Here is a 25356-nt window from a genome sequence, read left to right as displayed (position 1 = left end):
ACTATTTCGACTCCTTCGCTTCATAGATTGCAATTTGTTCTTTGATATTTTGTGGTTGTACTTCAAACATACTCTTCAAGAAATCTGAAACTTTTTGTTTTGGTACGCGATCGGCTTCTGCAATCGCTGCTTTGATTTCTTCTTTTGTTTGTTCAATTACTTGTTCTTCTTTTTCTTCAGACCATAATCCTTTGTCCGTCAAATATTTACGCATCCGGATCAATGGATCTTTTTGTTGCCATTCGCCATCTAATTCTTTCGAACGGTAACGGGTTGGGTCATCCCCTGACAATGTATGTGGACCATAACGGTAAGTCAATGTTTCAATTAAAACAGGTCCATTTCCGTTAGCTGCCCATTCACGAGCGGCTTTTGATACAGTATAAACAGCTAATGCATCCATCCCATCAACTTGGATACCTGGGATACCAGCGGCTACTGCTTTTTGTGCCAAAGTTTTTGCTGCAGTTTGTTTTTCACGAGGGGTTGAAATAGCAAACCCGTTGTTTTGGATGAAGAATACTGCATTTGCATGATAAGCGCCAGCGAAGTTGATTGCTTCATAGAAATCACCTTGGGAAGAACCGCCATCACCAGTATAGACAAATGTAACATTTTTACTGCCACGTTTTTTCAATCCTAAAGCAACACCAGCTGCTTGCACATATTGTGCGCCGATGATGATTTGTGGTGGCATCGCGTGGAGATCTTCTGGGTATAGATTTCCGGCAGCGTGCCCTCTTGACCACAAGAAAGCTTCTTTTAATGGAAGTCCATGTTGCACAAGTTGAGGAACATCACGATACCCTGGGAATAGTCGATCTTCTTTTTCAAATGCGAAATGACTCGCTAATTGGCTGGCTTCTTGCCCGGCTGTCGGAGCATAAAAACCTAACCGTCCTTGTCTGTTGAGTGCTGTTGAGCGTTGGTCCAGTACACGTGACCAAACCATTTGAGTCATTAATTCTACTAGTTTTTCATCAGATAAATCAGGTACTAATGCCTCATCCACCACATTGCCGTCTTTGTCCAAAGCTTGGAATGTTGGAAAATCTGCATTGATTTTTTCTAACAAACTTTCGAAATCAATTTGTTTTTGATTCTTTGCCATCTTGTCACACTTTCCTCTCTTAGAAATTCTAGTCGGGTGAAACAGCCACATTAACTGTATCACTTTTTTTATCACTTACATTACTAAACTATCATTTCTCTGCTAGAAAGACAAGTAAAATGCAATCGTTTTAATTAAATAATTTTCAAAAAGCCCAAGTTTCATCAAAGTTTTAGTGAAACACATCACAATTACACAACCGTTTTCACTTTTGTTGCTGTATGAGAAATCATGAACAGAAATATTAATACAGTTTTTCAAGTTATATCATACAGTTTGTATTTTTTACGCAGATTCTAGTGAAAAATATTCGGGAAGTTTTCAAAATGATTTCTTTCACAAAAAAATCCTTCGCCAAAAGACGAAAGATTTTAAAAAAATGATTAAATCCAATTATTTGTTTTCTTGATATAGATTTTTTTAGCAATTTGGACCACCAGCAGGTAACTGAGGATAATTCCAACAAACCAAATCCAGTAACTTGCAGGAAGCAAAACGAAACCAAAAACATCTCGAAGGGGAGATAAGACGACAAGAGTTCCTAAGGCAATAGCTATCATACTTGCTGCCAACACTGGTAACGAGGCCATACTTTGAAAAAATGGAACTTTTCTAGTTCGCAGCATATGCACCACTAGTGTTTGACTGACTAGACCGACCATAAACCACCCGGTTTGGAAAAGGCTTTGTTCAGCAAGCGTGTTACCGCTAAAAATAAACCACATCACAACATACGTTAAAATATCAAAGATACTGCTGACTGGACCAATAAAAAGTGTAAATTGAAGCAGGTTGCCAATCTCCCAGCGAACAGGCTTTTGCAGTTCTTCTTTATCCACGTTGTCCCAAGGAATCGTCAGTTGTGCCATATCGTAAATCAGATTTTGCACCAATAACTGAATCGATAGCATTGGGAGAAAAGGGAGAAAAGCACTGGCAACTAAAATTGAGAATACATTTCCAAAATTGGAACTGATTGTATTTTTGATGTATTTCATCATATTATTAAAAACTTTTCGACCTTCAATGACTCCTGTTTCCAAAACGTTTAAACTTTTTTCCAAAAGAATAATCGAACTGGCATCCTTCGTGATATCTGCCGCTGTATCTACAGATATTCCCACATCTGCTTTTCGTAGTGCAGGAGCATCATTGATTCCATCCCCCATAAAGCCTACGGTATGTCCTTTTTCTTGCAGACTGGCAATGATTCGTGATTTTTGCATAGGATTCAATTTAGCAAAAAGATTAGTATTTTCCACCAATTCAGCTAATTCTTTTTCGCTGATTTCTTCTATATCAGAGCCTAGTAAAATCCTGTTGACTTCGATCCCAACATCTTCGCAAACTTTTTTGGCAACGATAGGATTGTCGCCAGTCAGCACCTTGACGTTGACACCGTGTGCATGCAGAGATTGAATTGCTGATTTCGCTGATGCCTTGGCTGGATCAAGGAAGCCGACAAAACCGATTAAAATCATGTCTTGCTCATCTTCAATGGAATAGGTCGCAGCTGTATGAGCGTCCCGTTTGATTGCCACTGTCAGAACCCGCATACCTTTTTTATTCATTTGAATATTGACTTCCCGCATTTGTTTTCGCAGATCATCTGTCAGAGGAATTGTTTTGCCGTCAAGTTCTGCATATTGACAAATTTGCTCCATCTCTTCAACAGCACCCTTTGTTACCATGATTTGATGCCCATCTGCTTTGACCACGGCGGTCATTCGTCGCCGAGAAAAATCAAAGGGAATCTCATCAATTTTAATTACTTCATTAAAGGGCAATGTACGATCCGTCTCTTGATAATAGTTGATTACCGCGATATCCATCAAATTTTTCCAACCGGTTTGGTAATTGGAATTCAAGAAAGCCATGTCCAATACTTGTTGATTTTCTTGACCTAACGGATTGAGATGTTCCACTAAGACCACCCGATCTTCGGTGATTGTTCCGGTTTTGTCTGTACATAAAACGTCCATGCTACCAAGATTTTGAATCGCTGGTAATTCTTTGACGATTACTTTTTTCCTTGAAAGCGCCAAGGCGCCCTTTGCTAAATTGCTGGTAACAATCATCGGCAACATTTCTGGCGTCAATCCTACAGCCACCGCAATTGCAAAAAAGAAAGCCGAGCTCCAATCACCTTTCGTAAAACCATTGATCAAAAAAACGACGGGAAATAATACAGCCACCATTCGCAATAACAGTTTGCTGACCTGAGTCAGTCCTGTTTCAAAAGCAGTTTTTCCTCTTTTTTTGGTAGCATTTTTGGCAATATCACCGAAAAAGGTCATCTGACCGGTCTTTAAAATAATGGCTATTCCTTGCCCACTTAAGACATCCGTTCCCATAAAAACCAGGTCCTGCATGTCTAAAGCTGAAACATTTTGTTCTTTGTCGATTCCTGCCTCGACAAATTTTTCTACCGGCATAGATTCTCCTGTCAATGAAGATTGATTCACAAAAAGGTCTTTCGTCCAGACTAAAATCGCATCTGCTGGAATCATATCACCGGTCGCCAAAGTAACAATATCTCCCGGTACGACTTCATCCATCGGTATTTCCCGTTTGATTCCTTCTCGTGTGACGCCACAAGTATTTTCGATCATTTCCTTGAGGGCCAAACTAGCTTTTTGGGAGCGATATTCTTGAATAAAAGTGATTAATACGCTGGCTAAAATCATAATTCCCATAACAATCGCCGCTTCAAAATCACCGGTAGCAGCAGAAACAATCATCAATAACGCTAAAACTAAAACAAAGGGATCTTTAAAACCACCAAAGAATAATAACCATGCTGGAGTTGGTTTTTCTGCATCAATCCGATTGGGACCAAATTCAGCCAATCGTTTTTGAGCATCCTCTTCTGAAAGTCCATTCAATGAAGTTCGCAAATTCATGAATAACTCTCTTTCTGAAAGTAGAGCAAGTTTTTTTAATTCCAATTCTTTTGAGTCGTTTTTTTTGTTTAACATTTTCTTCCCTCCTGTTTGCTAGGAGTTTAAGAAACAGAACTCCTAGCACTGATTTTCATGACTGATATTCTTATCTGGGGACTGGGGTGATCCATAACCATCATCCTTTCATTTTGTCACTGGTCAAGCACTAGAATTTCTTTTGTCTTTTCATCGAAAATATATGATTTTTCACAAATTCGATGACCAATTTTCCCTTCAAAAACGCAAAGAAAATCTGTATCACTGTACGAATTCAACAAAACACAAAAAAACGCGCGCTCAACAATGAACACGCGTAATACGAACGTTTTTGATCATCGTAGAGCTTTAGCACTATATAGCGTAGATCGTCATTATGACTATCAGCTGCATTATGGATGACCTTCACGATCTATCCCTGTTCAAACCAAACTAAGAATCTCTCGATCCTTTCGCGGCAGCAGCTTGTTTCTATATAGGAGCCTCACCTAACAATTATTTAATTACACTTCAACTATAAATCAGGATCATAAAATAGTCAATAAGCTGTTTATTTTATCTTGATTTTGACTATTTTGATTCGTTACAATAATAACGAGGTGATGGTTTGAATTTACGCAATTTATTAAAAAAAGAAGATAAGAGACGTTTGCTTTTGCTTGAATATCTTTACTTTAACAAAAAAGACGCAACCAACATGGACTTGCTGCAGGTGACAAAAAGTTCTCTTCCCATCTTGCGGGAAGACATCCAGCAGATCAATCAACAGATTCCGGAATTGAAGATTGAGCGAGTGCAAAGCGGCTATCGTTTAAGACATCTTCCAGGATTTAGTCTGGATTCGCTTTATAGTCGTTTGATTGGTCAAACCACCGAAATGCAGTTGTTGCATCTTTTGTTGCAAGAAAACTGCAAAGTACAAACGGAAGCCGCTGAACGATTATTCATCAGTACCACTTCCTGTAATCGCCTTTTAAAAAAATTAGCAGAAATTTTAGCAGAAATAGAAGTGCGAATCGAAAGAAATCCTTTACGCTTGTGTGGAAATGAACCCTTCATCCGTTACTTGTTTACTAAATATTTCAAAGAGCATCGTAAAAATAATGTCACTTTTTTTCCAGAGACAGATCTGGATCAGCGTCTGAGTCAATGGATCGTTTCTTTTCTGAAAGAAAACCGACTGGATGAACAATATCTGCTCCATGAACAACTGGTCATTGCTGCTTCCGTAGCTATCCTCCGTTTGCAGAAGGGGCATTCGATGGTTGCTTGTTCTGCAGATAAATCCTTCATTCTATCAGAACCACAACTTCTGACAGAAATCCAACAGGAAGCACTCGGTAAAAATATCCCTTATTTTATTGAAGAAATTCTTTGGCCCTATTTTACCGACAGCTATTTCTTATCAACCAACCATTTTACCGCTGCCAAAAAAAATAATCCTTGGGTAGCAAAAGTCTATGGTTTTGCAGAATACTATTTACAAGAATTAGAACAACACTTTTCTCTTTCCCTTCCATCACAAAAAAGACAGCAGATCTTACAGCTTCTCTGTGATGAGAATTTGATTTATACAAAAAATGGCGATATCGTGACAATTTTGAGGAATGATCGGCACCATTTTATCGAGGACTACCAGCAAAATTATCCAAATGAATTGCAGCAACTTCACCAATTCATCGATCATTTCCGATTGAAATATCGCGTACGAATTACGTCTGATCAACGATACCATCAACTCTTTATCTTACTGACGGCTCTGCCGGATTTATTGGAAAAATTGATGCCGCCGTTACGTATCCTCGTCATGTCAGACATCGCACCTTTTCATGGACAATTTCTAAAAGAAAAAGCACATCAACTTTTAGACGGAAATTTAATATTTTCAACTATTGAAAATATTTTTGATCATCACCATTTGATTCAGCAACAGTTACAGCAATTTGATTTGCTTCTCACTACCTTTGAGTTGCTCCATACTTTTCCAGAATTACCCGTGATAACCATTAAAGCTGCCCCGTCATTGGAAGACTTTCAGAAAATTCAACGTACCATCAATCACCTCATCCGAACTCGAGAACCCAGCTGAAGATGAAAAAAATCCAAACGATCGCCAGATTCTAGCGTTTGGATTTTTTTCTTATTTAAAATATTCTGCGATGGCAGCGGCAATTCGTTCACTTGCAAATCCGTCACCGTATGGATTATTCGCCTGCGCCATTTGCTGATGGGCAGCGGAATCTTCCAATAATTTCTTCGTTTCCTGATAGACAATGGTCTCGTCAGTTCCTACTAATTTCAATGTTCCCGCCGCAATTCCTTCTGGACGTTCGGTCGTTTCTCGTAATACAAGAACTGGTACGCCTAAGGATGGCGCTTCTTCTTGTACCCCACCGGAATCAGTTAAAATCAGATAGCTCTTTGCTGCAAAATTATGAAAATCTACGACATCTAAAGGTTCGATCAACCGAACATTTTCAGCATTTCCCAAAATTTTTCGGGCAGTTTCTCGCACGCGGGGATTTTTATGCATTGGAAAAACAATCGAGACTTCCGGAAATTCCCTTGCGATTTTTGCCAACGCTCGAAAAACATGAACCATCGGCTCACCAAGATTTTCCCGCCGGTGCATCGTTACTAAAAGCAGTTTTTCTTTTGTTGAAAGGTTTTGATGATGATAATCTGCTGAGACCGTATATTTCATTGCATCGATTGCTGTATTTCCGGTAACCACGATGGCCGTTTCTTCTCGATGTTCCCGCCGTAAATTTTCGGCACTTTCTTTCGTAGGGGCAAAATAAAGATCTGCCAAAACATCTGTCAATTGGCGATTCATTTCCTCAGGATAGGGTGACCATTTGTTCCAAGTTCGCAAACCAGCTTCCACATGACCGATTTTTATTTGTTGATAAAAAGCCGCAGTTGCCGCCGCAAACGTCGTTGTCGTGTCTCCATGTACTAAAATAATATCGGGGCGTTCCGCAAGCAATATTGGCTCCAGTGCCAATAAGACTTTTGTTGTGATTCCCGTCAATGTCTGATTGGCGCTCATAATATTCAAATCATGATCCGGATGAATTTGAAACACCTGCAAAACCTGATCCAACATTTCCCGATGCTGTCCCGTCACTGTTACAATAGAGGTAAAACGCGGGTCTTGCTCCAATGTTTTAATCAGCGGTGCCATCTTGATTGCTTCCGGACGTGTCCCAAAGATAGACATTACTTTAATCGTCATTGTTTCACTTCCTTTTCCCCATTGTACCAAAAAAGCCCAGCAAGTCCACTCTCCTCAAAACAAAAATCGTGCCGGAAACCTTCGCGGCACGATTTTTATTTACAGGTTATAACATTTTTACTTTGTTGATAATCGTAGCTTTTAGATTGTATCTCCGTTAAAAATTGAATTCTTAACAATCACGTAGTCTACTTTGCGAATTGCTTCTAAATCCTTGCCACCAGCATAAGAAATTGATGATTGGAGATCCTGCTGCATTTCCACCAAGGTATCTTTCAATGATCCTTTGTGTTGAATCCAGATTTTTTTTCCTTCGACATTTTTCTTTTCGCCCTTTTGAAATTCAGAGGCACTGCCAAAATATTCTTTATAGACGATACCATTTTCGACTTTTGTTTCTCCCGGAGATTCTTCGTGTCCAGCAAATAACGAGCCAATCATCACCATCGTTGCGCCAAACCGAATTGATTTTGCGATATCGCCATGGGTACGAATTCCCCCATCCGCAATGATTGGTTTACGGGCCGCTTTTGCACACCAACGAACGGCAGCCAACTGCCAACCACCGGTACCAAAACCGGTTTTGATTTTTGTGATACATACTTTTCCTGGTCCAATACCGACTTTGGTAGCATCAGCTCCCGCATTTTCTAATTCGCGAACAGCTTCCGGAGTCCCAACATTGCCGGCAATTACAAAAGTTGTAGGTACTTGTCTTTTGATGTGTTGAATCATATCGATGACAGAATTGGCATGCCCATGAGCGATATCAATAGTAATATAATCAGGAATCAGATTTTCTTTTGCCAATTCTTCCACGAAGGTATATTCTGACGCTTTTACCCCCACACTAATTGAAGAAATTAATCCCCGTTGCTTCATTTTTTTAATAAAAGGAATCCGTGCCGCTTCATCAAAACGGTGCATGATATAGAAATAACCGTTTTCTGCTAAAAATTCTGCAATTTTATCATCGATGATTGTCTGCATATTAGCAGGAACCACCGGCATTTTAAAGGTGTGACCACCGAGTGTTACTTGTGTATCACATTCGGATCGACTATTGACGATACACTTATTAGGAATCAATTGGATATCTTCATAATCAAATACTTTCATGTCAAACATAAATAGAACATCCTTTCTGTATCCAAAAAACAATTTAATCATCGGCGTCTCTTAGCGCCCTATGTAATTTAGCGCAATTAATCGGGGAAATCAATGATTTATCGAAATGTTTTTTATAAAAAAGAAAAATCGTTCGTAAATCACGAACGATTTTCGTTTATTCTATTTAAATAGACTGAAATAGCAATCTGTTTTTATGGCAAAATATTCCCTGCTGCCAAATACACACTGTACCAATCTTCTCTGGTCATTTCGATTTCAGAAGCTTTGGCGATTTCTTCGATTCGATGCGGCGTCATCGTTCCGGCAATCACTTGCATATTGGCTGGATGGCGTAAAATCCAAGCAGAGGCAATTCCAGTTGGTGTCGTGTTGTATTTTTCTGCCATTTCCTGTAATTTTTGATTCAATTCTGGGAATTTTTCGTTATCAATAAAAACGCCATCAAAGAAACCGTATTGATAAGGAGACCAGGCTTGGATCGTCATATCATGCAAGCGGGAATATTCTAAAATACCGCCATCGTGATCAAAACTGCCAGCATCCGTCATATTGACGTGCAATCCACGATCAATCATTTCTGAATGCTTAATTCCAAATTGTAATTGGTTTGCAAGCAATGGTTGCCGAACATATTTTTTCAACAAATCAATTTGTCCGGGATTTTGATTGCTGACACCAAAATATTTCACCTTGCCATCTGCTGCTAGTTGATCGAATGCTGCTGCTACTTCCTCAGGTTCAAACAACGTATCTGGACGGTGAAGCAATAACGCATCCACATAATCAACTCTCAATCGAGTCAGACTGCCTTCCACTGCTTCAATGATGTGTTTTTTCGAGAAATCATACATCACACCTGGAACAATGCCGCATTTTGTTTGAATAAATAAATCTTCGCGTTTGTAGTTGGTTTTTGCTAAAGCATCCGCAAAAATCGACTCACAACTTCCTTGCCCATAAATATCTGCATGGTCAAAGAAAGTAATCCCATTTTCAACTGCTGTTTCAATCACTTTTACCGGATCTTTTGCATTGTTGATCCGCATACAACCCAGAATCACGCTGGAAACTGCTAAATCTTCTGAACCAAACTTTACCTGTTTCATAAAAAATTCCTCCTTGTTCACATTATGAGTTAAAATTTCTGTCAAAACTTCAACCTATTTTCATGCCGTATTCCCATCCACGAATGAGAAGCGCCAAAGAATCGGCATATGTTGCTTTCATGTCAAATTGTACCACAACCGTTCATGAAAAGGCTTCATTTTCTATGATAAATTTTGAAGATTAGCTTCCTGCTTTTTCTCCAATATCGTGGCGATAAAACATTTTGGACAGAGGTAATTCATCTAGCGTCTGATACACTTGCCTTTTTGCTTCATCCACAGTACTGCCGGTCGCTTCTACCAAGAAAACCCTGCCTCCATTTGCCTGTAAGGTTCCGTTTTCAGATTCTGCAACCCCGGCATAAGACACACGAACTTTCGATGAAAGAATGGATGGAATCGGCATTCCCTGTTGGTATTTTTCTGGATAGCCTTCTGCGGCGACAACAACCCCAAGGGAAGTCTGTGGTGACCACGTAATTGTCGGTACTTTATCATTCAGCAAATTATCAATGATTTGAAACAAGCTTGAAGATAGTCGTGGTAAAACGACTTGTGTTTCCGGGTCACCAAACCGGGCATTAAATTCAATCACTTTGGGGCCTTTTTCTGTAGCAATCAAACCCGCATACAAAATTCCTTGAAAGGGAATGTTTTTTTCAATCATCCCTATGGCAGCCGGTTTCAAAACTTTTTCTACTGCTTCCGCTACCAACGCATCCGAAATTTGCGGAACTGGAGAATACGCCCCCATTCCACCAGTGTTGGGGCCATGATCACCATCGTACGCCCGCTTATGGTCTTGTGCGATGACCATTGGATAAACTTCGCTGCCTTTAACAAATGCCATTAATGAAAATTCCTCACCATCAAGAAATTCTTCGATTACGACCTTTGCTCCACTTTTGCCAAATTTATGGTGTGCCAGCATATCTTCTAACGCATGGATCGCTTGGGGCAATGTTTCTGCCACTACTACCCCTTTTCCTGCCGCTAATCCGTCTGCTTTGATAACAATCGGTACCCCTTGCTCTTTCACATATTCCATAGCAGGAGCAAGTTCTATAAAGGTTTGATACGCCGCCGTTGGAATGCCATTGTCTTGCATCAATTTTTTCGCAAAATCCTTCGATCCTTCAATCTCGGCTGCTGCTTTAGTAGGGCCAAAAATTTTACAACCTGCCTGTTGGAAATCATCAACAATGCCATTCAATAAAGGAATTTCTGGTCCTACGAAAGTCCAAGCAATATTTTCTTTTTTAACAAAATCGATCAATGCCTCATGGTCGTCTTCTGGAATATCCACTAAACAAATCCCGTCTTTGGCCATTCCCGGATTTCCTTTAGCACAATAAACCGCAGTGACCTGTTTTTCTGCCAATAATTTTCTCGCAATGGCATGTTCTCTCCCACCGCTGCCGATTACTAATATTTTCATGGCTTCCTCCTAGAAACTTGGGTTAATGTCTAAAATGACGTACACCGGTAAAAATCATGGCAATATCGTATTTATTTGCCATGTCAATGGATTCTTGATCCTTGATGCTGCCACCAGGTTGAATGATTGCCCGGATTCCATGCTGGGCTGCAAATTCCACACTGTCACTCATTGGAAAAAATGCATCACTTGCCACTACAGCATCGGTTAACTTATTGTTTTCTTCTGCCTGCTGGATTGCAATTTTCATCGAACCCACTCGATTCATTTGACCAGCACCGATTCCCACAGTTTGGTATTGGTTTGCAAGAAGAATCGCATTTGATTTCACATGCTTGACTGCTTTCCATGCAAATTGCAACGCTTGTTTTTCTGCTTCGGTTGGCTGCCGTTTCGTGACCACTTGCCACTGGCTTTCATCCTCTTGAAGAATATCTTGTTCTTGAATCAACACACCACCTAAAACCGAAACCATTTCTGTTTCTTTCGTTGCTGTTGAATCAAAATCGACTGTCATTAATCGCAAATTTTTCTTGCTAGCTAATACCTCAAAAGCTTCCGGCGTAAACGAGGGTGCCAGAATGATTTCTAAAAATAAACGATGCATTTTTTCAGCAGTTGATAAATCAACTTCCCGATTCAATACCACTACTCCACCAAAAATCGAAACCGTATCAGCTTCATAGGCAAAATCATAGGCTTCCTCAATCGTTGCTCCTCTACCAATGCCACAAGGATTCATGTGCTTCAAAGCAACAACTGTCGGTTCAGAAAATTCTCTGGCAATCCGCAAAGCAGCATCAGCATCCTTGATATTATTGTAAGATAATTCTTTCCCATGCAACTGTGTTCCGCTAGCAATGGAATAGGCAACCGGCAATGCTGATTGATAAAACGTTGCTCTTTGGTGACTATTTTCCCCATAACGCAACGGCTGTTTCAACTCATAAGTGACAGTTACTTTTTCGGGAGTTTCTTTTTCAAACTTCTCTGTCAAAAACTCTGCAATCAATGCATCATAGGCAGCCGTGTGGCGAAAAACTTTTGCAGCAAGCCGTTGTCTCGTAGCAAGAGTTACGCCCTCCTCAGCTAACTCCTGTAATACAACGGAATAATCGGCTGGATCAACGAGTACGGTAACTGAAGCATGGTTTTTTGCTGCTGAACGCAACATGCTGGGACCACCGATATCAATTTGTTCAATTGCCTCAGCAACGGTGACATCCGGCTGCTGAATCGTTTCTTTAAAGGGATAAAGATTGACTACAACTAAATCAATTGGCGAAATCTGATGGGCTTCCATTGCCGCAAGATGCGCTGGTAAATCTCGCCGCGCCAACAATCCGCCATGAATTGCCGGATGGAGTGTTTTTACCCGTCCGTCCATCATCTCCGGGAAACCGGTGACTGACTCAATCGTAATCGTCTCGATATTTGCGTCAGCTAAAACTTTTTGCGTCCCTCCGGTGGAGATGATTTCAAATCCGGCTGCCAATAACCCTTTTGCCAATTCAAGAATGCCTGTTTTATCCGATACGCTAATCAATGCTCGTTTCATTTCTTGCTTCCTCCTGTTTGAATAGTTCTGCAATCGTTTTGGGATACAACTGATGTTCCACCCGATGAATTTTTTCTGTCAAAGTTTCGAGAGTATCCTCAGGTAAGATCGATACACCTTTTTGTGCAACAATTGGTCCAGTATCAACGCCGTCATCCACAAAATGAACGGTGACTCCGGTCATTTTCACTCCGTATGAAAAAGCGTCTTCGATTCCGTGAAGTCCCGGAAATGCCGGCAACAAAGAAGGATGAATATTAATAATCCGGTTAGGAAAAGCCTGTAATAATTTTTTACCGATAATTCGTAAATAACCGGCCAAAATCAAGTAATCAATCCGGTGGTCCGCAAATAAATCAAAAAGGGCTTCTTCATAGCAGTCTTTTGAAGGAAAATCTTTTGGCGAAAAAGTGAATGCTGGAATTCCATGCATTTCAGCCCGTTTCATTGCGTAGGACTCTTTTTTATCTGAAAAAAGCAAAACAAGTTCTCCGGGAATCTCTCGTCGTTGATAACTTTTCACAATTGCCTCAAAGTTACTGCCATTTCCTGATGCCAACACAGCGACCCTCATTCTGTTGATCCTTTCACCACTACTGCGTCCTTTTTCTTAGGAACAACTTTTCCGATGACAAAACTTTCTTCCCCTGATTTCAGCAAGGACGCTTGAACTTTCGCAAGGTTTTCTGGCGTAACAGCTAAAACCATTCCGATACCCATATTAAAAATTTCATACATTTCCGCTTCTGACAATTCACCGTATTTTTTTAGGGCATGAAAAATCGGTAATACCGGCCAAGTTCCTTTTTCCATTTCAGCTGATAAATTTTCCGGCAGCATTCGAGGAATATTTTCAACAAAACCGCCCCCAGTAATATGGGCGACACCGGCAACCAGTTGTTCTTTAATTAATGGCAATAACGCCTTCACATAAATTTTTGTTGGCGTCAATAAAACAGTCCCCAGTGATTCATTTCCTAATTCTGGTAACTGCTGGCTTCCTGAAAAATGATGGTCGTCAAAAAAGATTTTCCGAACCAGTGAATAGCCGTTGGAATGGATTCCCGATGAGGGTAGTCCAACTAAATAATCACCGGCTTGGATGGTTTCCCCAGTAATCAACTGACTTTTTTCAGCGATACCAACAGCAAAACCAGCCAAATCGTATTCTCCCTCACCGTACATCCCAGGCATTTCTGCTGTTTCACCGCCAATCAAAGCTGCGCCAGCCTGTAGACAGCCCTCAGCAACCCCCGCTACCACTTGTTCCAATCGAGCGGGCTGATTTTTTCCGGTAGCAATATAGTCTAGAAAATACAATGGTTCTGCTCCTTGTGCCACGATATCATTCACACACATGGCAACACAATCAATGCCAATCGTATCATGTTTACCTTCTTGAATGGCAACCAGCAATTTCGTTCCGACGCCATCCGTTCCAGAAACCAATACCGGTTCTTTCACAGAAAGTGCGGAAAGATCAAAACAACCGCCAAAGCCACCCAGACTTCCCATCACACCGAGTCTTTTTGTTTTTTCTACATGTTTTTTGATTCGTTCAACCACTTCATAGCCGGCTTCCACATCTACCCCAGCTTTCGCGTATGCGTTTGTCACGTAATCTCTCCTTTAAAAAAATGATGTCTGTTCTTTCAGCGATGCAAGATATTTTTCTTCATAATCGTACAACGGCGTTGGGTAATCCCCGTTAAAATAGGCCATACACAAGCCGGTATAAGGAGCATCAAAGTTCAAGCCGATGGCGTCAATCAAGCCCTGTTCACTTAAAAAGCTCAACGAATCTGCCCCAATACATTGCTGAATCTCAGTAATGGAATGATTGGCCGCAATCAATTCTTTGCGGGTTTGAATGTCGATTCCGTAAAAACAAGGATATTTCAATGGCGGAGAAGCAATTCGCACGTGAACTTCTTTTGCTCCAGCCTCTTTTAGCAGTTGCACGATTCGACGACTTGTGGTTCCTCTGACAATGGAATCATCTACCATGATTACCCTTTTTCCCTCAACGACTCCCCGTACAGCAGAAAGTTTCATGCGCACTCCTTGTTCTCGCAATTCCTGTGTAGGTTGAATAAACGTTCGGGCAATGTATTGATTTTTTACCAAACCAAGCTCATAGGGAATTCCCGACGCTTCTGCATAGCCGCTTGCTGCCGATAAAGAGGAATTAGGAACACCAATCACCATGTCAGCTTCCACCGGTGCTTCTTTTGCTAAACGTCTACCCATGTTTTTTCTAGCAGTATGAACATTGACACCCGCGATATTTGAATCCGGACGAGCAAAATAGATATACTCCATCGCACAGATTGCTGGTTGCGTTTCTGTTGTATAAGTGGTGATGTGAATACCTTGATCATTAATCGTCACGATTTCTCCTGGTTGGACATCCCGTACAAAGGACGCACTAATCACTTCTAATGCACAGGTTTCAGAAGCAACCACGTACGCCCCATTTTTCATTTGACCAATTGCTAAAGGACGAAAGCCATTAGGATCTAACGCTGCGATCAGACAGTCTTCTTTTATTAAAAGATAAGCAAAACCGCCCTTCACTTGGTTTAGAGCTTCTTTCAATTGTTCTAAAAAAGTGGTTTGCTTGCTGCGTCGAAGTAAATGCATCAATAATTCTGTATCTGAATTAGAATGGAAAATCGCACCGTTTGCTTCTAAATCAGTCCGCAAACTCCGTGCATTCGTCAGATTACCATTGTGGGCTAAACCAATTTGGCAATCATAAAATTTGAAAAGAAAAGGCTGGATGTTGTCTACACTACCATTTCCCGCAGTAGCATAGCGCACATGTCCGATGGCTCTTTCTCCCTCCAGGCAAGCCAGTTGTCGGTCATCTCTGAAAACTTCGGATAGCAGACCTAAGTCTCGATGCCCTTTCAGCTTGCCGTTTTTATTCGCAACAATTCCTGCGCCTTCTTGCCCACGATGTTGTAAACTGTGCAAACCAAAATATGTCACCCGAGCTGCATCGGCATGCCCCCACACACCAAAGATTCCGCACTCCTCATTTAAGCTTTTTACTTCATAAGACATGGAATGGCTTCCTCCCAGGCTTCTTTTGCCATTTTCGTTGGTAACTGAATTTTGTCGTCCCTTAATTGAACCTTCAAGATGGCGTCATCTGTCACAACACCGATTGCTGTTGCGAATGAACCGACCATTTTTTCAAAGGCTTGTTGTCTTTCTGGTTTTACTGAAAGAACGAAGCGAGATTGAGTTTCAGAAAATAACCATTCTTTAGGGAAATCCAAGGTTACATCAATCCCAAATTCATTTGGAAAAGCAGCTTCTGCAAGTGCAACAGCTAGACCACCCTCTGAACAATCGTGGGCACTTGCAATCAATCCTGCCTGAATAGCAGCTAAAAGAATTTCTTGATTTTTCTTTTCAACGGCTAAATCAAAGGCCATCAATTTCCCCTCAATTTTCCCGATTTGCAATTTTTGAATTTCTGACCCATTAAAATCAGCTTGTGTATCGCCAAGAACGTAAATCAAATCTCCGACTTCCTTAAATTCCTGCGTTGTAATGTCGGCTACATTTTCAATCAGTCCGACCATTCCGATTACAGGAGTTGGGTAAACACTGCGGCCATTTGTTTCATTGTATAAAGAAACATTTCCCGAAATCACTGGAGTTTCTAAAACTTCACAGGCTTTTGCAATACCATCGGCCGAAGTCCACAACTCCCAAAAGCCTTCTGGTTTATCTGGGGACCCGTAATTTAGGCAGTCAGTGATTGCTAATGGTTTTCCACCGCTGGCAACAATATTTCTAGCGGCTTCTGCTACAGCCATCTGTCCGCCGATTTCAGGATTCAAATAGAGATACCGACCATTGCAGTCGGTGGTCATCGCCAGTGCTTTATTTGTTCCGCGAATTCGTAATACTGCACCATCGCTTCCCGGTGCCACAACGGTATTAGTCAAAACTTGACTATCATACGTTTCGTAAATTGATTTTTTTGATGCGATGGTTGGTTGACGAAGCAATTCTAAATAAGTAGCAGCTCCATCAGAAATTACTGGATAAAAATCGGGAATTTTTTGAAAAGCGCTGATACGGGCAGGTTCTTTTCGTTCCTTCTGATAAACCGGTGCATTCTCTGCTAAGGCATCAACCGGAAGATCAGCGACTAGATGCCCTTTATGATAAAGACGATACATACCGTCATCAGTTACTTCACCAATCGATACCGCCTCTAAATCGTACTTGCGAAATAAGGCAACGACTTCTTCTTCATGTCCTTGTTTGACACAAATCAACATACGTTCTTGCGATTCAGAGAGCATCATTTCATATGGTGTCATTTCGCTTTCCCGTTGAGGAACATCATCTAAAAATAGTTTTAACCCGGAACCAGCTTTCGATGCCATTTCAGAACTAGATGAAACCAATCCTGCTGCTCCCATGTCTTGAATTCCCACTAAAATATCCGCATGATCTAAAATCAATTCCAAACAGGCTTCAAGCAATAGTTTTTCCATGAAGGGGTCACCGACTTGAACTGCAGAACGTTGCTGTTCTTCCCCTTCAACAAATTCTTCCGAAGCAAATGTCGCACCATGAATCCCATCACGACCAGTTTTTGCCCCGACGTACATAATAGTATTTCCAACACCTTTTGCCTGACCCTTTTGAATATCTTTGTGCTCAATCAATCCAACACACATGGCATTGACCAGCGGATTGCCTTCATAACAAGAATCAAAACTGATTTCGCCGCCAACTGTCGGAATACCGATACAATTGCCATACCCACTGATTCCGGCAACGATTTCTTCCAATAAATACTTTGTTCGTGAGTTGGTCAATTCCCCAAACCGCAAAGAATCCAAAATAGCGATTGGTCGGGCCCCCATGCTGAAAATATCCCGAATAATCCCGCCAACACCTGTTGCCGCCCCTTCGTATGGTTCAACAGCAGATGGATGATTATGACTTTCCGCTTTAAAAACAACTGCCTGACCATCACCGATATCAACGATGCCTGCACCTTCTCCAGGTCCTTGCAATACTTGTGGACCATCCGTGGGAAATTTTCTCAAAACTGGTTTGGAGTTTTTGTAGGAACAATGCTCACTCCACATGACAGAAAATAAACCAGTTTCTGTGTAATTTGGTAAACGACCCAAAATTTTCTCAATCAACTGGTATTCTTCTTCCAACAATCCCCAGTTGAGATAGGTCTTTTCTTCTTTGATCCATTCAGGTGTTGGTTCAGTCATAGTTATCATTGATTCATCGGCACCTTTCCAAAGTTTTTAATAATTGAAGCAAAGAACTTTTTGCCATCCTCAGAACCTAAAAGGTCCTCCACGGCTCGTTCAGGGTGAGGCATCATACCCAAAACATTTCCCGCCTCATTACAAATTCCGGCAATATTTGCTACGCTGCCGTTGATGTTTTCATTTTTGTAAGTAAAGACGATTTGATTGTTGTCTTGTAATTGTTGCAAGGTTTCCGCATCACAATAGTAATTGCCTTCCCCATGGGCCACTGGCAAATGAATCTCTGTTTTCTCTTCATATTCTGAAGTAAATGGTGTATTGGGATTCACTTCTAAAGAAACGGTCTTGCAAATAAAATGTAAGGAATCATTTTTTCGTAAAGCGCCTGGTAAAAGTCCAGCTTCTGTCAACAATTGAAACCCATTGCAAGTACCAAAGACCGGTTTTCCTTCTTCAGCAAAACGAATAACTTCCTGCATAATCGGTGCAAACCGGGCAATGGCGCCACAGCGTAAATAATCACCATAAGAAAATCCTCCCGGCAGCAACACGCCGTCAAAGCCAACCAGTGATTCGGCATCATGACGAACATAAGCTGCTTCTTGTCCCATGATGTCTTGTACCGCCCAAAGAAGATCCTTGTCGCAATTTGAACCGGGAAAAACAATGACTGCAAATCTCATTTTACTTTTCCTCCAACGTGATGATTTCAAACCGATAGCTTTCCATCGTGACATTCGCTAATAATTTATCGCAGATTTCTTCAATAGCGATTTCCACAGGTCGATTGGACGAAGCGACTTTGATTTCAAAATATTTTCCCATTCGTATTTCGGTAATTTCTTCGTACCCCAAACGATGAACGGCTCCTTTTACGGCTTCTCCTTGAGGATCCAAAACGGAATCTTTGTAAGTAACATAGACTTTCACTAAATACATGGTGACACTCCTTCACTGAATTTTTCTAAACGATTTAATACTTCTTGATAAACTGGAACCAAATCCCCTAATTCTCGACGATAGATATCTTTATCTAAATGATTTTGTGTTTGTAAATCCCAAAGACGACAGGTATCCGGGGTGATTTCATCTGCCAATAAAATCTTTCCGTTTGCTGTTCGACCGACTTCAATTTTAAAATCAATCAATTGAATATTGATTTCAGAAAATAATTTTTGTAATGCATGATTTAATTTCTGTGCCAAATGTTTAATATCATTGATTTCTTTTCCGGTTGCCAATTTCAGTAACCGAACATGCTCGTCATTGATAAACGGATCATCCAACCCATCATTCTTGTAATAAAACTCAACAATTGGAAAGTCTAAAGGAGTTCCTTCTGAAATGGCAAATCGTTTGGTGAAACTTCCTGCAGCATAATTACGAACGACAATTTCAAGTGGAATAATCTCGACTTTTTTCACTAATTGTTCGGTTTTAGATAAATTGCCAACAAAATGCGAAGGAATTCCTTCCTCCTTCAGCCATTGAAAAACCAAACCCGTAATCTGATTGTTCAAGGTTCCTTTTCCCACGACGATGTCTTTTTTTGCCCCATTCAATGCAGTTGCCTGATCTAAGTATTCTACCCATAAAACATCTGGTTGATCCGTGTAGAAAAGCTTTTTCGCCTTTCCTTCATAAACTAAACTCGCTTTTTCCATTCCTACGCCTCTTTTGTTTATATTTTCGCACACGATGCAGTTAATCGTTCGTGTTTGACTCGTGATTATTTTAACAACTTAGCAAAAGGTGGTCAATGTTACTGTGAATATTAATTATTATTTTATTAAAATCGTTCGTCTTTTGCGTAATTTACTTGTTAGATTTCTTCGTTATTATTTATTTTTTTGATAAAACGTTTACAAATAAGGATTGAAATGCTATAGTGAGAGTGTAACTTCAGGGTAAGTTTTTGAGGAGGATGTTTCATGGATTGTCAACGAAGTAACGTTGAGTATTTTTTGGCCACATTGTCAGTAGAAGATAAACTTCAATTATTCAATGATTTGCTCGCGGTCGATGAAGTCTACCATCTGAATAAAGACACATCGTTTTATACCTTTCGTAAATTAAAGCGGGCTTCTCAGCGACATTGCGAATGCCGCAAACGTACAATTCAATTCAAAAATCAAAAAAATGATGAACTCGTTATTCATCAAATTCACGAGCAACATATTTTCAAAAATCACTATCGCTTCCAAGTTTTTTATAATTTGGAAGAACAAAATTTTTCTTTCATTGAATTACTTTTAGAGGCATTGCGGGAAGAGCGAGTTTCTCAGTACACACATCAGCGGGTCGCTCTTGCATAATCTACTTATAAAATAACGTTGCTGAAATCCATTTTCTTATGGATTTCTTTTTTATTTCTTATCAACTTTACGAACTTTTCCCTTATCATAGATACCATACCAACTTGGAGGTCAATTATGGAAAAAAAGACACGTTCTGAAAAAAAAAGAAAGAAAAACCTGCTGCCCCTGTTGATAGTCCTTCTTCTCCTTGTGCTTGGTGGCGGTGGTTTTATTGCTTATCAGGCATTTACTAAAAATCAAACAATGACAGCCAGTAAAAAACTAGTAAATAAGTACCTAACCGCTCTCAAAAAACAAGATTTTGATACTTTGCCTTCCTTTTTGACAAAAGATGCCACTAAACGAAATGATTTTTCTACAAAAGAAATCGTTGAGAAATACCAAGCGATTTATCCCGGAATTGGTGCCGACAATCTCGTCGCAAAAAAAATCAAAGTCAACGAAAAAAGCGCTGATACCTATACATTTTCCTATTCCTTAACTATGACTACCTCTTTAGGTGAGTTAAAAGACTTGAATTATCAAGGGATAATCGATATCAGTGAAAAAGAACCAAAACTGGAATGGAGTCCGAGTTTGATTTTTCCGGGAATGTCTGGAAAAGATAAAATCAACGTCTCGGTTACTGATGCCACACGCGGCGAAATCGTCGATCGAAACAACCAACCTCTAGCTGTCAATGCCACGTTAAAGCAATTAGGTGTTGTTCCCAATCAGTTAGGTGAAGGAACCGAGAAAGAAAAAAACATTCAAGCTATCGCAGATAAGTTTTCCCTTGAAAGTGACACAATTACTCAGGCAATCGAACAAGCTTGGGTCCAACCAGATTACTTCGTCCCTCTTAAAATTATCGATGGTGCAACGGATGATTTACCAACCGGTGCCAGCATTCAAGAAACCACCGGGCGAAATTACCCACTAGGCGAAGCGGCTGCCCAATTGATCGGGTATTTAGGCACGGTCACAGCAGAAGACATTGAAAAAAATCCAGAGTTAAGCAGTTCTGGAGAAATTGGCCGCTCAGGGCTGGAAGCAGCTTACGATCAAGAGCTACGGGGCCAAAACGGTGGAAAGATTGCAATTACCAAAGAGGACGGTACAGAAAAAGACATTCTATTGGAACAAACTAAAAAAGATGGGGAAACCATTCAGCTCACCATCGATGCCGATCTCCAAAAAACAGCATTCCAAGCACTAGACAATAAAGCCGGTTCGACAGTCATCACACAACCAAAAACAGGTGATTTATTAGCTACGGTCAGTTCTCCAAGCTTTGATCCAAACAAAATGACGCACGGTATTTCGCAATCAGAATACGATGCCTATGAAAAAAATACAGCAAAACCCTTTTTATCTCGTTTTGCTACCAGGTATGCACCGGGGTCTACTTTCAAAACGATTACTGCCGGAATCGGCTTAGAAAACGGCACGATTGATCCGCAAAAAACAGTAGCAATCGATGGGTTAAAATGGCAAAAAGATCATTCGTGGGGAGACTATCAGGTAACGAGAGTCTCTGATGTTCCACAAGTTGATTTAGAAACCGCATTAGTGTATTCTGACAATATTTATATGGCACAGCAAACGCTAGCAATGGGTGAAACAAAATTTCGAGCTGGTTTAGATAAATTTATTTTCGGCGAAGAATTGGATCTGCCGATTGCCATGGAAACGCCGCAAATTTCTAATGAAAAATCGTTTGATTCAGAAATTCTTTTAGCAGATACAGGGTATGGTCAAGGGCAACTATTGATCACACCTATCCAGCAAGCTGCGATGTATTCCGTTTTTGCAAATCAGGGAACTTTGGTTTATCCTCATCTTCTACTGAATGCAGAATCAAAAACGAAGGAATCTCTTTCTAAGGATGCCGTCACTACAATCGTCACCGATTTACAGGCGGTAGTAAATGATCCAAATGGGACAGCCCACAGTCTTGCTTCCCTTGGTTTCCCTCTTGCTGCTAAAACTGGAACAGCAGAAATCAAAGAAAAACAAGACGAAAAAGGACAGGAAAATAGTTTCTTACTAGCCTTTGATGCAGAAAACAGCAATTACTTGATGGTTTCTATGCTTGAAGACCGACAAGAAAATGAATCTGCAACGGCTCTTGCAGCCGATGTTTTAACACAACTGGCTAATCAAGAGTAAAAAACAGCCCGAACAATCAAGAAGTCCTCCTCATGAAAACGTGACTGGAATATTCTCAATTGTTCGGGCTGTTTTATGTTTATCTTTAAATCATGGTCTGCTAATCCAAACCTACTCGTTCAAAAATGGTAGCAACATTTCTCAAATGGTAGTGATAATCAAAGGCGTCATCTAAATCTTCTTTACTTAGAATCGAAGTGACAGCTTCATCTTCTTCTAAAAGCGGACGAAAAGCCGTTTGATGATCCCATGCATAGGCCGTTTTAGGTTGTACCAAATCATAGGCTTCTTCTCGAGTCATGCCATTGTCAATCAATTTCAGCATTACTCGCTGGCTATAAATCAATCCAAAAGTTGCATCCATATTTCGTTTCATATTTTCTGGAAAAACCGTCAGATTTTTTACGATATTTCCAAAGCGTTGCAGCATATAATCCAGTAAAATCGTAGTATCCGGTAAAATAATCCGCTCAGCAGAAGAATGGGAAATATCCCGTTCATGCCATAATGGGACATCTTCATAAGCCGTCAGCATATGCCCGCGAATGACCCGTGCAAGCCCGCTCATGTTTTCTGAGCCGATTGGATTTCGTTTGTGAGGCATCGCGGAGGAACCCTTTTGACCTTTTGCAAAAAATTCTTCCACTTCCCGAGTTTCTGATTTTTGCAGTCCGCGGATTTCGGTCGCAAAACGCTCAATACTCGTAGCAATCAAAGACATTGCAGCAAAATATTCCGCATGAAGATCCCGTGGTAAAATTTGGGTTGAAACTTCCTGTGGTCGAATACCCAAATGTTCACACACATAATTTTCGATAAATGGCGGAATATTAGCGAAAGTTCCGACTGCACCGGAAATTTTCCCGGCTTCGACTCCCTTAGCCGCATGTTCAAAACGTTCGATATTACGTTTCATTTCTGAGTACCAAGTTGCTAATTTCAACCCAAATGTTGTTGGCTCTGCATGTACACCATGGGTCCGACCCATCATCACAGTATATTTATGTTCTTTCGCTTTTTCAGCAATAATCGCAGTAAACCGTTGCAGATCCGCTCTCAATAGATCATTGGCTTGTTTAATTAAATAGCCATAAGCTGTATCCACAACATCGGTACTAGTCAATCCGTAGTGAACCCATTTTCGTTCTTCACCCAAAGACTCTGAGACAGCGCGAGTAAATGCGACCACATCATGGCGAGTCTCCTGTTCAATTTCTGCGATTCGCTGCGGGTCGAAAGAAGCTTTTTCGCGAATCTTTTTGACGTCCTCTTTAGGAATTTCTCCTAATTCCGCCCAAGCTTCATCGGCTAAAATTTCTACTTCCAACCATGCTTGAAAACGATTCTCTTCCGTCCAAATTTTCCCCATTTCGGGTCTTGTATATCGTTCTAACATCAACCTGCTCCTTTTTAATCCCAAATATTGGTTTGATAAATTTCTTCTAGCGTTTGATAAATATCTGTCGTGGGAATCGTTATATGTCCCATTTTTCGACCAGTCTTTGCTTCATTTTTTCCGTAATAATGAAATTGCCAATCTGGTTTCATTGCAATCAAATCATAGGTATCCGTTAATTCTTCTCCTAACACATTGATCATCACCGCATCCGTCAACAAGCGGGCTTCTCCCAATGGCCAACCGCAAATTCCACGGATATGGGCATCAAATTGGCTGAGGTTGCACGCCTCAATAGAATAATGTCCCGAATTATGAGGACGAGGAGCAAGTTCATTTACATACAAGCCGCCAGACTTCGTCAAAAACATTTCAATTGCCAATACACCACGAAGATCCAATGCTTGCGCTACAACTTTGGCGATTCGTTGGGCTTCTTCTGCAACTTCCGGCTGAATACGCGCCGGAGCAATGGTTTCATGTAGAATATTGTTTCGATGGATATTTTCTACTACCGGAAATGTGGTGAATTGTCCATTGCCATTACCTGCAATCATAACCGACAGTTCTTTTTCAAATGGAATCCACGCTTCTAATTCACAGGTTCCTTCTCTTAATAAATTCATTGATGGGGCCAAATCGGCTGTACTATAAAGAACGTATTGCCCTTTGCCATCATATCCTCCCCGAGTTGTTTTTAGCACACAGGGATAGCCAATACTGTCGATTGCATCTTGGATATCTGTGGGACTGATGATCGTTGCATAAGGGGCAATGACAATATTATTTGACTCCAAAAAAGATTTTTCCAATAATCGGTCTTGAGTGATTGCTAAAAGATCCGTTCCTTGGGGGACATAGGCTAATGGCAAAATGGCATTTAACGCATCCACACTAACATTTTCAAATTCATAGGTGATGACATCACAGCGTCTTGCTAATTCCTCCAACGCAAATACATCCTCATAGGAAGCAACGATATGCCAATCAGCGACTTGTGCTGTTGGACAATCTTCTGTGGGATCTAAAACCCCCACCCGAAATCCCATTTTTTTTGCGCTTAGGGTCATCATGCGCCCTAATTGTCCTCCGCCAACGATTCCAATCGTGGCACCAGGCATAAGTGGCTTAACCAAGTTGATCACTACTTTCCATTACAGATTCACGCATTTCTTTGCGCAATGTTGCCAGCTTTTCAGCTACTTCTAAATCATACATGGAAAGCATTTGCGCCGCAAGTAGTCCAGCGTTGATTGCACCAGCTTTTCCGATGGCAGTGGTCGCAACGGGAACACCGGCAGGCATTTGAACAATGGATAATAAAGAATCCAAACCATTTAATGTTCGTGATTGGACTGGAACGCCAATTACAGGCAGCGTTGTTTTTGCTGCGACCATCCCCGGCAGATGAGCTGCCCCTCCCGCACCAGCAATAATTACTTTGACGCCTCGTTGGCGGGCTTCTTCTGAAAAATGAAACATTTCATCTGGTGTGCGATGGGCGGAAACAACTTTTTTTTCAAATGGAATCTCTAAAAGTTCCAGTTGTTCACAGGCATGTTGCATTGTTTCCCAATCGGAGGTACTTCCCATAATAACAGATACTAAAGATTGCATATTGTCCCTTCTCCTTCTTTAGACTTCTCATTTATTGTATCGGGGTATCTACTATCTGTCAAAATAAAATCGAATAATATCTAAAT

The 25356-nt window shown here is 40.7% G+C and carries 20 protein-coding genes and 1 riboswitch; of the genes, 3 read left to right on the top strand and 17 right to left on the bottom strand.

The annotated features are described in order from the left end of the window. Position 1 precedes the first annotated feature (1 nt). Together pdhA and mgtA are read right to left on the bottom strand one after the other, a co-directional pair. Complete coding sequence (gene pdhA / locus BN1875_RS12115; protein WP_048605089.1) at positions 2 to 1111, bottom strand: pyruvate dehydrogenase (acetyl-transferring) E1 component subunit alpha; 1110 nt, start codon at positions 1109 to 1111, stop codon at positions 2 to 4. 383 nt (positions 1112 to 1494) lie between these two features. Then, positions 1495 to 4089 carry a magnesium-translocating P-type ATPase gene (gene mgtA / locus BN1875_RS12110; protein ID WP_048605088.1) on the bottom strand — a complete coding sequence of 865 codons (2595 nt, stop codon included), beginning with the start codon at positions 4087 to 4089 and terminating at the stop codon, positions 1495 to 1497. A 288-nt stretch (positions 4090 to 4377) separates the two neighbouring features. Continuing rightward, a riboswitch (M-box (ykoK) riboswitch) is annotated at positions 4378 to 4553 on the bottom strand. A 104-nt stretch (positions 4554 to 4657) separates the two neighbouring features. Here mgtA and BN1875_RS12105 point away from each other — a divergent pair. After that, positions 4658 to 6139: an AcpB/EbpR/MafR family transcriptional regulator gene (locus BN1875_RS12105; protein WP_048605087.1), complete on the top strand. Its 1482-nt coding sequence runs from the start codon at positions 4658 to 4660 to the stop codon at positions 6137 to 6139. A 51-nt stretch (positions 6140 to 6190) separates the two neighbouring features. Here the strand turns inward: BN1875_RS12105 and wecB are convergent, their stop codons facing one another. From wecB to purC, 12 genes are all read right to left on the bottom strand, one after another. Next, a complete protein-coding gene (gene wecB, locus BN1875_RS12100) occupies positions 6191 to 7288 on the bottom strand; it encodes a non-hydrolyzing UDP-N-acetylglucosamine 2-epimerase (RefSeq protein WP_048605086.1) in 1098 nt (365 codons plus the stop codon). Between the two features lie 141 nt (positions 7289 to 7429). Then, entirely contained in the window at positions 7430 to 8407 is a 978-nt protein-coding gene (gene guaC / locus BN1875_RS12095) for a GMP reductase (protein WP_137605304.1), read from the bottom strand. Positions 8408 to 8610: 203 nt separating this feature from the next. After that, positions 8611 to 9525 (bottom strand): aldo/keto reductase, encoded by a 915-nt coding sequence (locus BN1875_RS12090; RefSeq protein WP_048605084.1) that lies wholly within the window; start codon positions 9523 to 9525, stop codon positions 8611 to 8613. Positions 9526 to 9706: 181 nt separating this feature from the next. Continuing rightward, positions 9707 to 10963, bottom strand: coding sequence for a phosphoribosylamine--glycine ligase (gene purD, locus BN1875_RS12085; protein ID WP_048605083.1), 1257 nt, complete (start codon positions 10961 to 10963; stop codon positions 9707 to 9709). 22 nt (positions 10964 to 10985) lie between these two features. Continuing rightward, a complete protein-coding gene (gene purH / locus BN1875_RS12080; RefSeq protein ID WP_048605082.1) occupies positions 10986 to 12521 on the bottom strand; it encodes a bifunctional phosphoribosylaminoimidazolecarboxamide formyltransferase/IMP cyclohydrolase in 1536 nt (511 codons plus the stop codon). Continuing rightward, positions 12502 to 13095 (bottom strand): phosphoribosylglycinamide formyltransferase, encoded by a 594-nt coding sequence (gene purN / locus BN1875_RS12075; RefSeq protein WP_048605081.1) that lies wholly within the window; start codon positions 13093 to 13095, stop codon positions 12502 to 12504. Before purN ends, purH begins: the two co-directional genes overlap by 20 nt. After that, a complete protein-coding gene (purM, locus tag BN1875_RS12070) occupies positions 13092 to 14138 on the bottom strand; it encodes a phosphoribosylformylglycinamidine cyclo-ligase (protein WP_048605080.1) in 1047 nt (348 codons plus the stop codon). Before purM ends, purN begins: the two co-directional genes overlap by 4 nt. Before the next feature lie 12 nt (positions 14139 to 14150). Further along, a complete protein-coding gene (gene purF, locus BN1875_RS12065; protein WP_048605079.1) occupies positions 14151 to 15590 on the bottom strand; it encodes an amidophosphoribosyltransferase in 1440 nt (479 codons plus the stop codon). Next, a complete protein-coding gene (gene purL, locus BN1875_RS12060) occupies positions 15575 to 17794 on the bottom strand; it encodes a phosphoribosylformylglycinamidine synthase subunit PurL (RefSeq protein ID WP_048605078.1) in 2220 nt (739 codons plus the stop codon). Before purL ends, purF begins: the two co-directional genes overlap by 16 nt. Next, on the bottom strand, positions 17791 to 18471 hold the full coding sequence (gene purQ / locus BN1875_RS12055; protein ID WP_048605077.1) for a phosphoribosylformylglycinamidine synthase subunit PurQ: 681 nt from the start codon (positions 18469 to 18471) through the stop codon (positions 17791 to 17793). The genes purL and purQ overlap by 4 nt, the downstream gene beginning before the upstream one ends. Before the next feature lies 1 nt (position 18472). Then, the gene (gene purS / locus BN1875_RS12050) at positions 18473 to 18727 is read right to left on the bottom strand and encodes a phosphoribosylformylglycinamidine synthase subunit PurS (RefSeq protein ID WP_048605076.1); all 255 of its coding nucleotides are present in this window, start codon (positions 18725 to 18727) and stop codon (positions 18473 to 18475) included. After that, on the bottom strand, positions 18718 to 19452 hold the full coding sequence (gene purC, locus BN1875_RS12045) for a phosphoribosylaminoimidazolesuccinocarboxamide synthase (RefSeq protein WP_048605075.1): 735 nt from the start codon (positions 19450 to 19452) through the stop codon (positions 18718 to 18720). Before purC ends, purS begins: the two co-directional genes overlap by 10 nt. A 267-nt stretch (positions 19453 to 19719) precedes the next feature. On the opposite strand from purC, the gene BN1875_RS12040 reads away from it, so the two are divergent. Together BN1875_RS12040 and pbp4 are read left to right on the top strand one after the other, a co-directional pair. Continuing rightward, entirely contained in the window at positions 19720 to 20103 is a 384-nt protein-coding gene (locus tag BN1875_RS12040) for a hypothetical protein (RefSeq protein WP_048605074.1), read from the top strand. A 117-nt stretch (positions 20104 to 20220) separates the two neighbouring features. Further along, a complete protein-coding gene (pbp4, locus tag BN1875_RS12035; RefSeq protein ID WP_048605073.1) occupies positions 20221 to 22257 on the top strand; it encodes a penicillin-binding protein PBP4(5) in 2037 nt (678 codons plus the stop codon). A 100-nt stretch (positions 22258 to 22357) separates the two neighbouring features. Here pbp4 and purB read toward each other — a convergent pair whose 3' ends face one another. The 3 genes from purB to purE are packed head-to-tail and all read right to left on the bottom strand — an operon-like array spanning position 22358 to position 25270. Continuing rightward, on the bottom strand, positions 22358 to 23653 hold the full coding sequence (purB, locus tag BN1875_RS12030; RefSeq protein WP_048605072.1) for an adenylosuccinate lyase: 1296 nt from the start codon (positions 23651 to 23653) through the stop codon (positions 22358 to 22360). Between the two features lie 14 nt (positions 23654 to 23667). Next, the gene (gene purK / locus BN1875_RS12025) at positions 23668 to 24789 is read right to left on the bottom strand and encodes a 5-(carboxyamino)imidazole ribonucleotide synthase (RefSeq protein WP_171000802.1); all 1122 of its coding nucleotides are present in this window, start codon (positions 24787 to 24789) and stop codon (positions 23668 to 23670) included. Further along, positions 24782 to 25270 (bottom strand): 5-(carboxyamino)imidazole ribonucleotide mutase, encoded by a 489-nt coding sequence (gene purE, locus BN1875_RS12020; RefSeq protein ID WP_048605070.1) that lies wholly within the window; start codon positions 25268 to 25270, stop codon positions 24782 to 24784. The genes purK and purE overlap by 8 nt, the downstream gene beginning before the upstream one ends. Positions 25271 to 25356: the final 86 nt, after the last annotated feature.

This window comes from Enterococcus massiliensis, from assembly GCF_001050095.1.
In the GTDB taxonomy this organism is placed as follows: domain Bacteria; phylum Bacillota; class Bacilli; order Lactobacillales; family Enterococcaceae; genus Enterococcus_C; species Enterococcus_C songbeiensis.
This window is presented reverse-complemented; position numbering and strand designations above follow the sequence as displayed.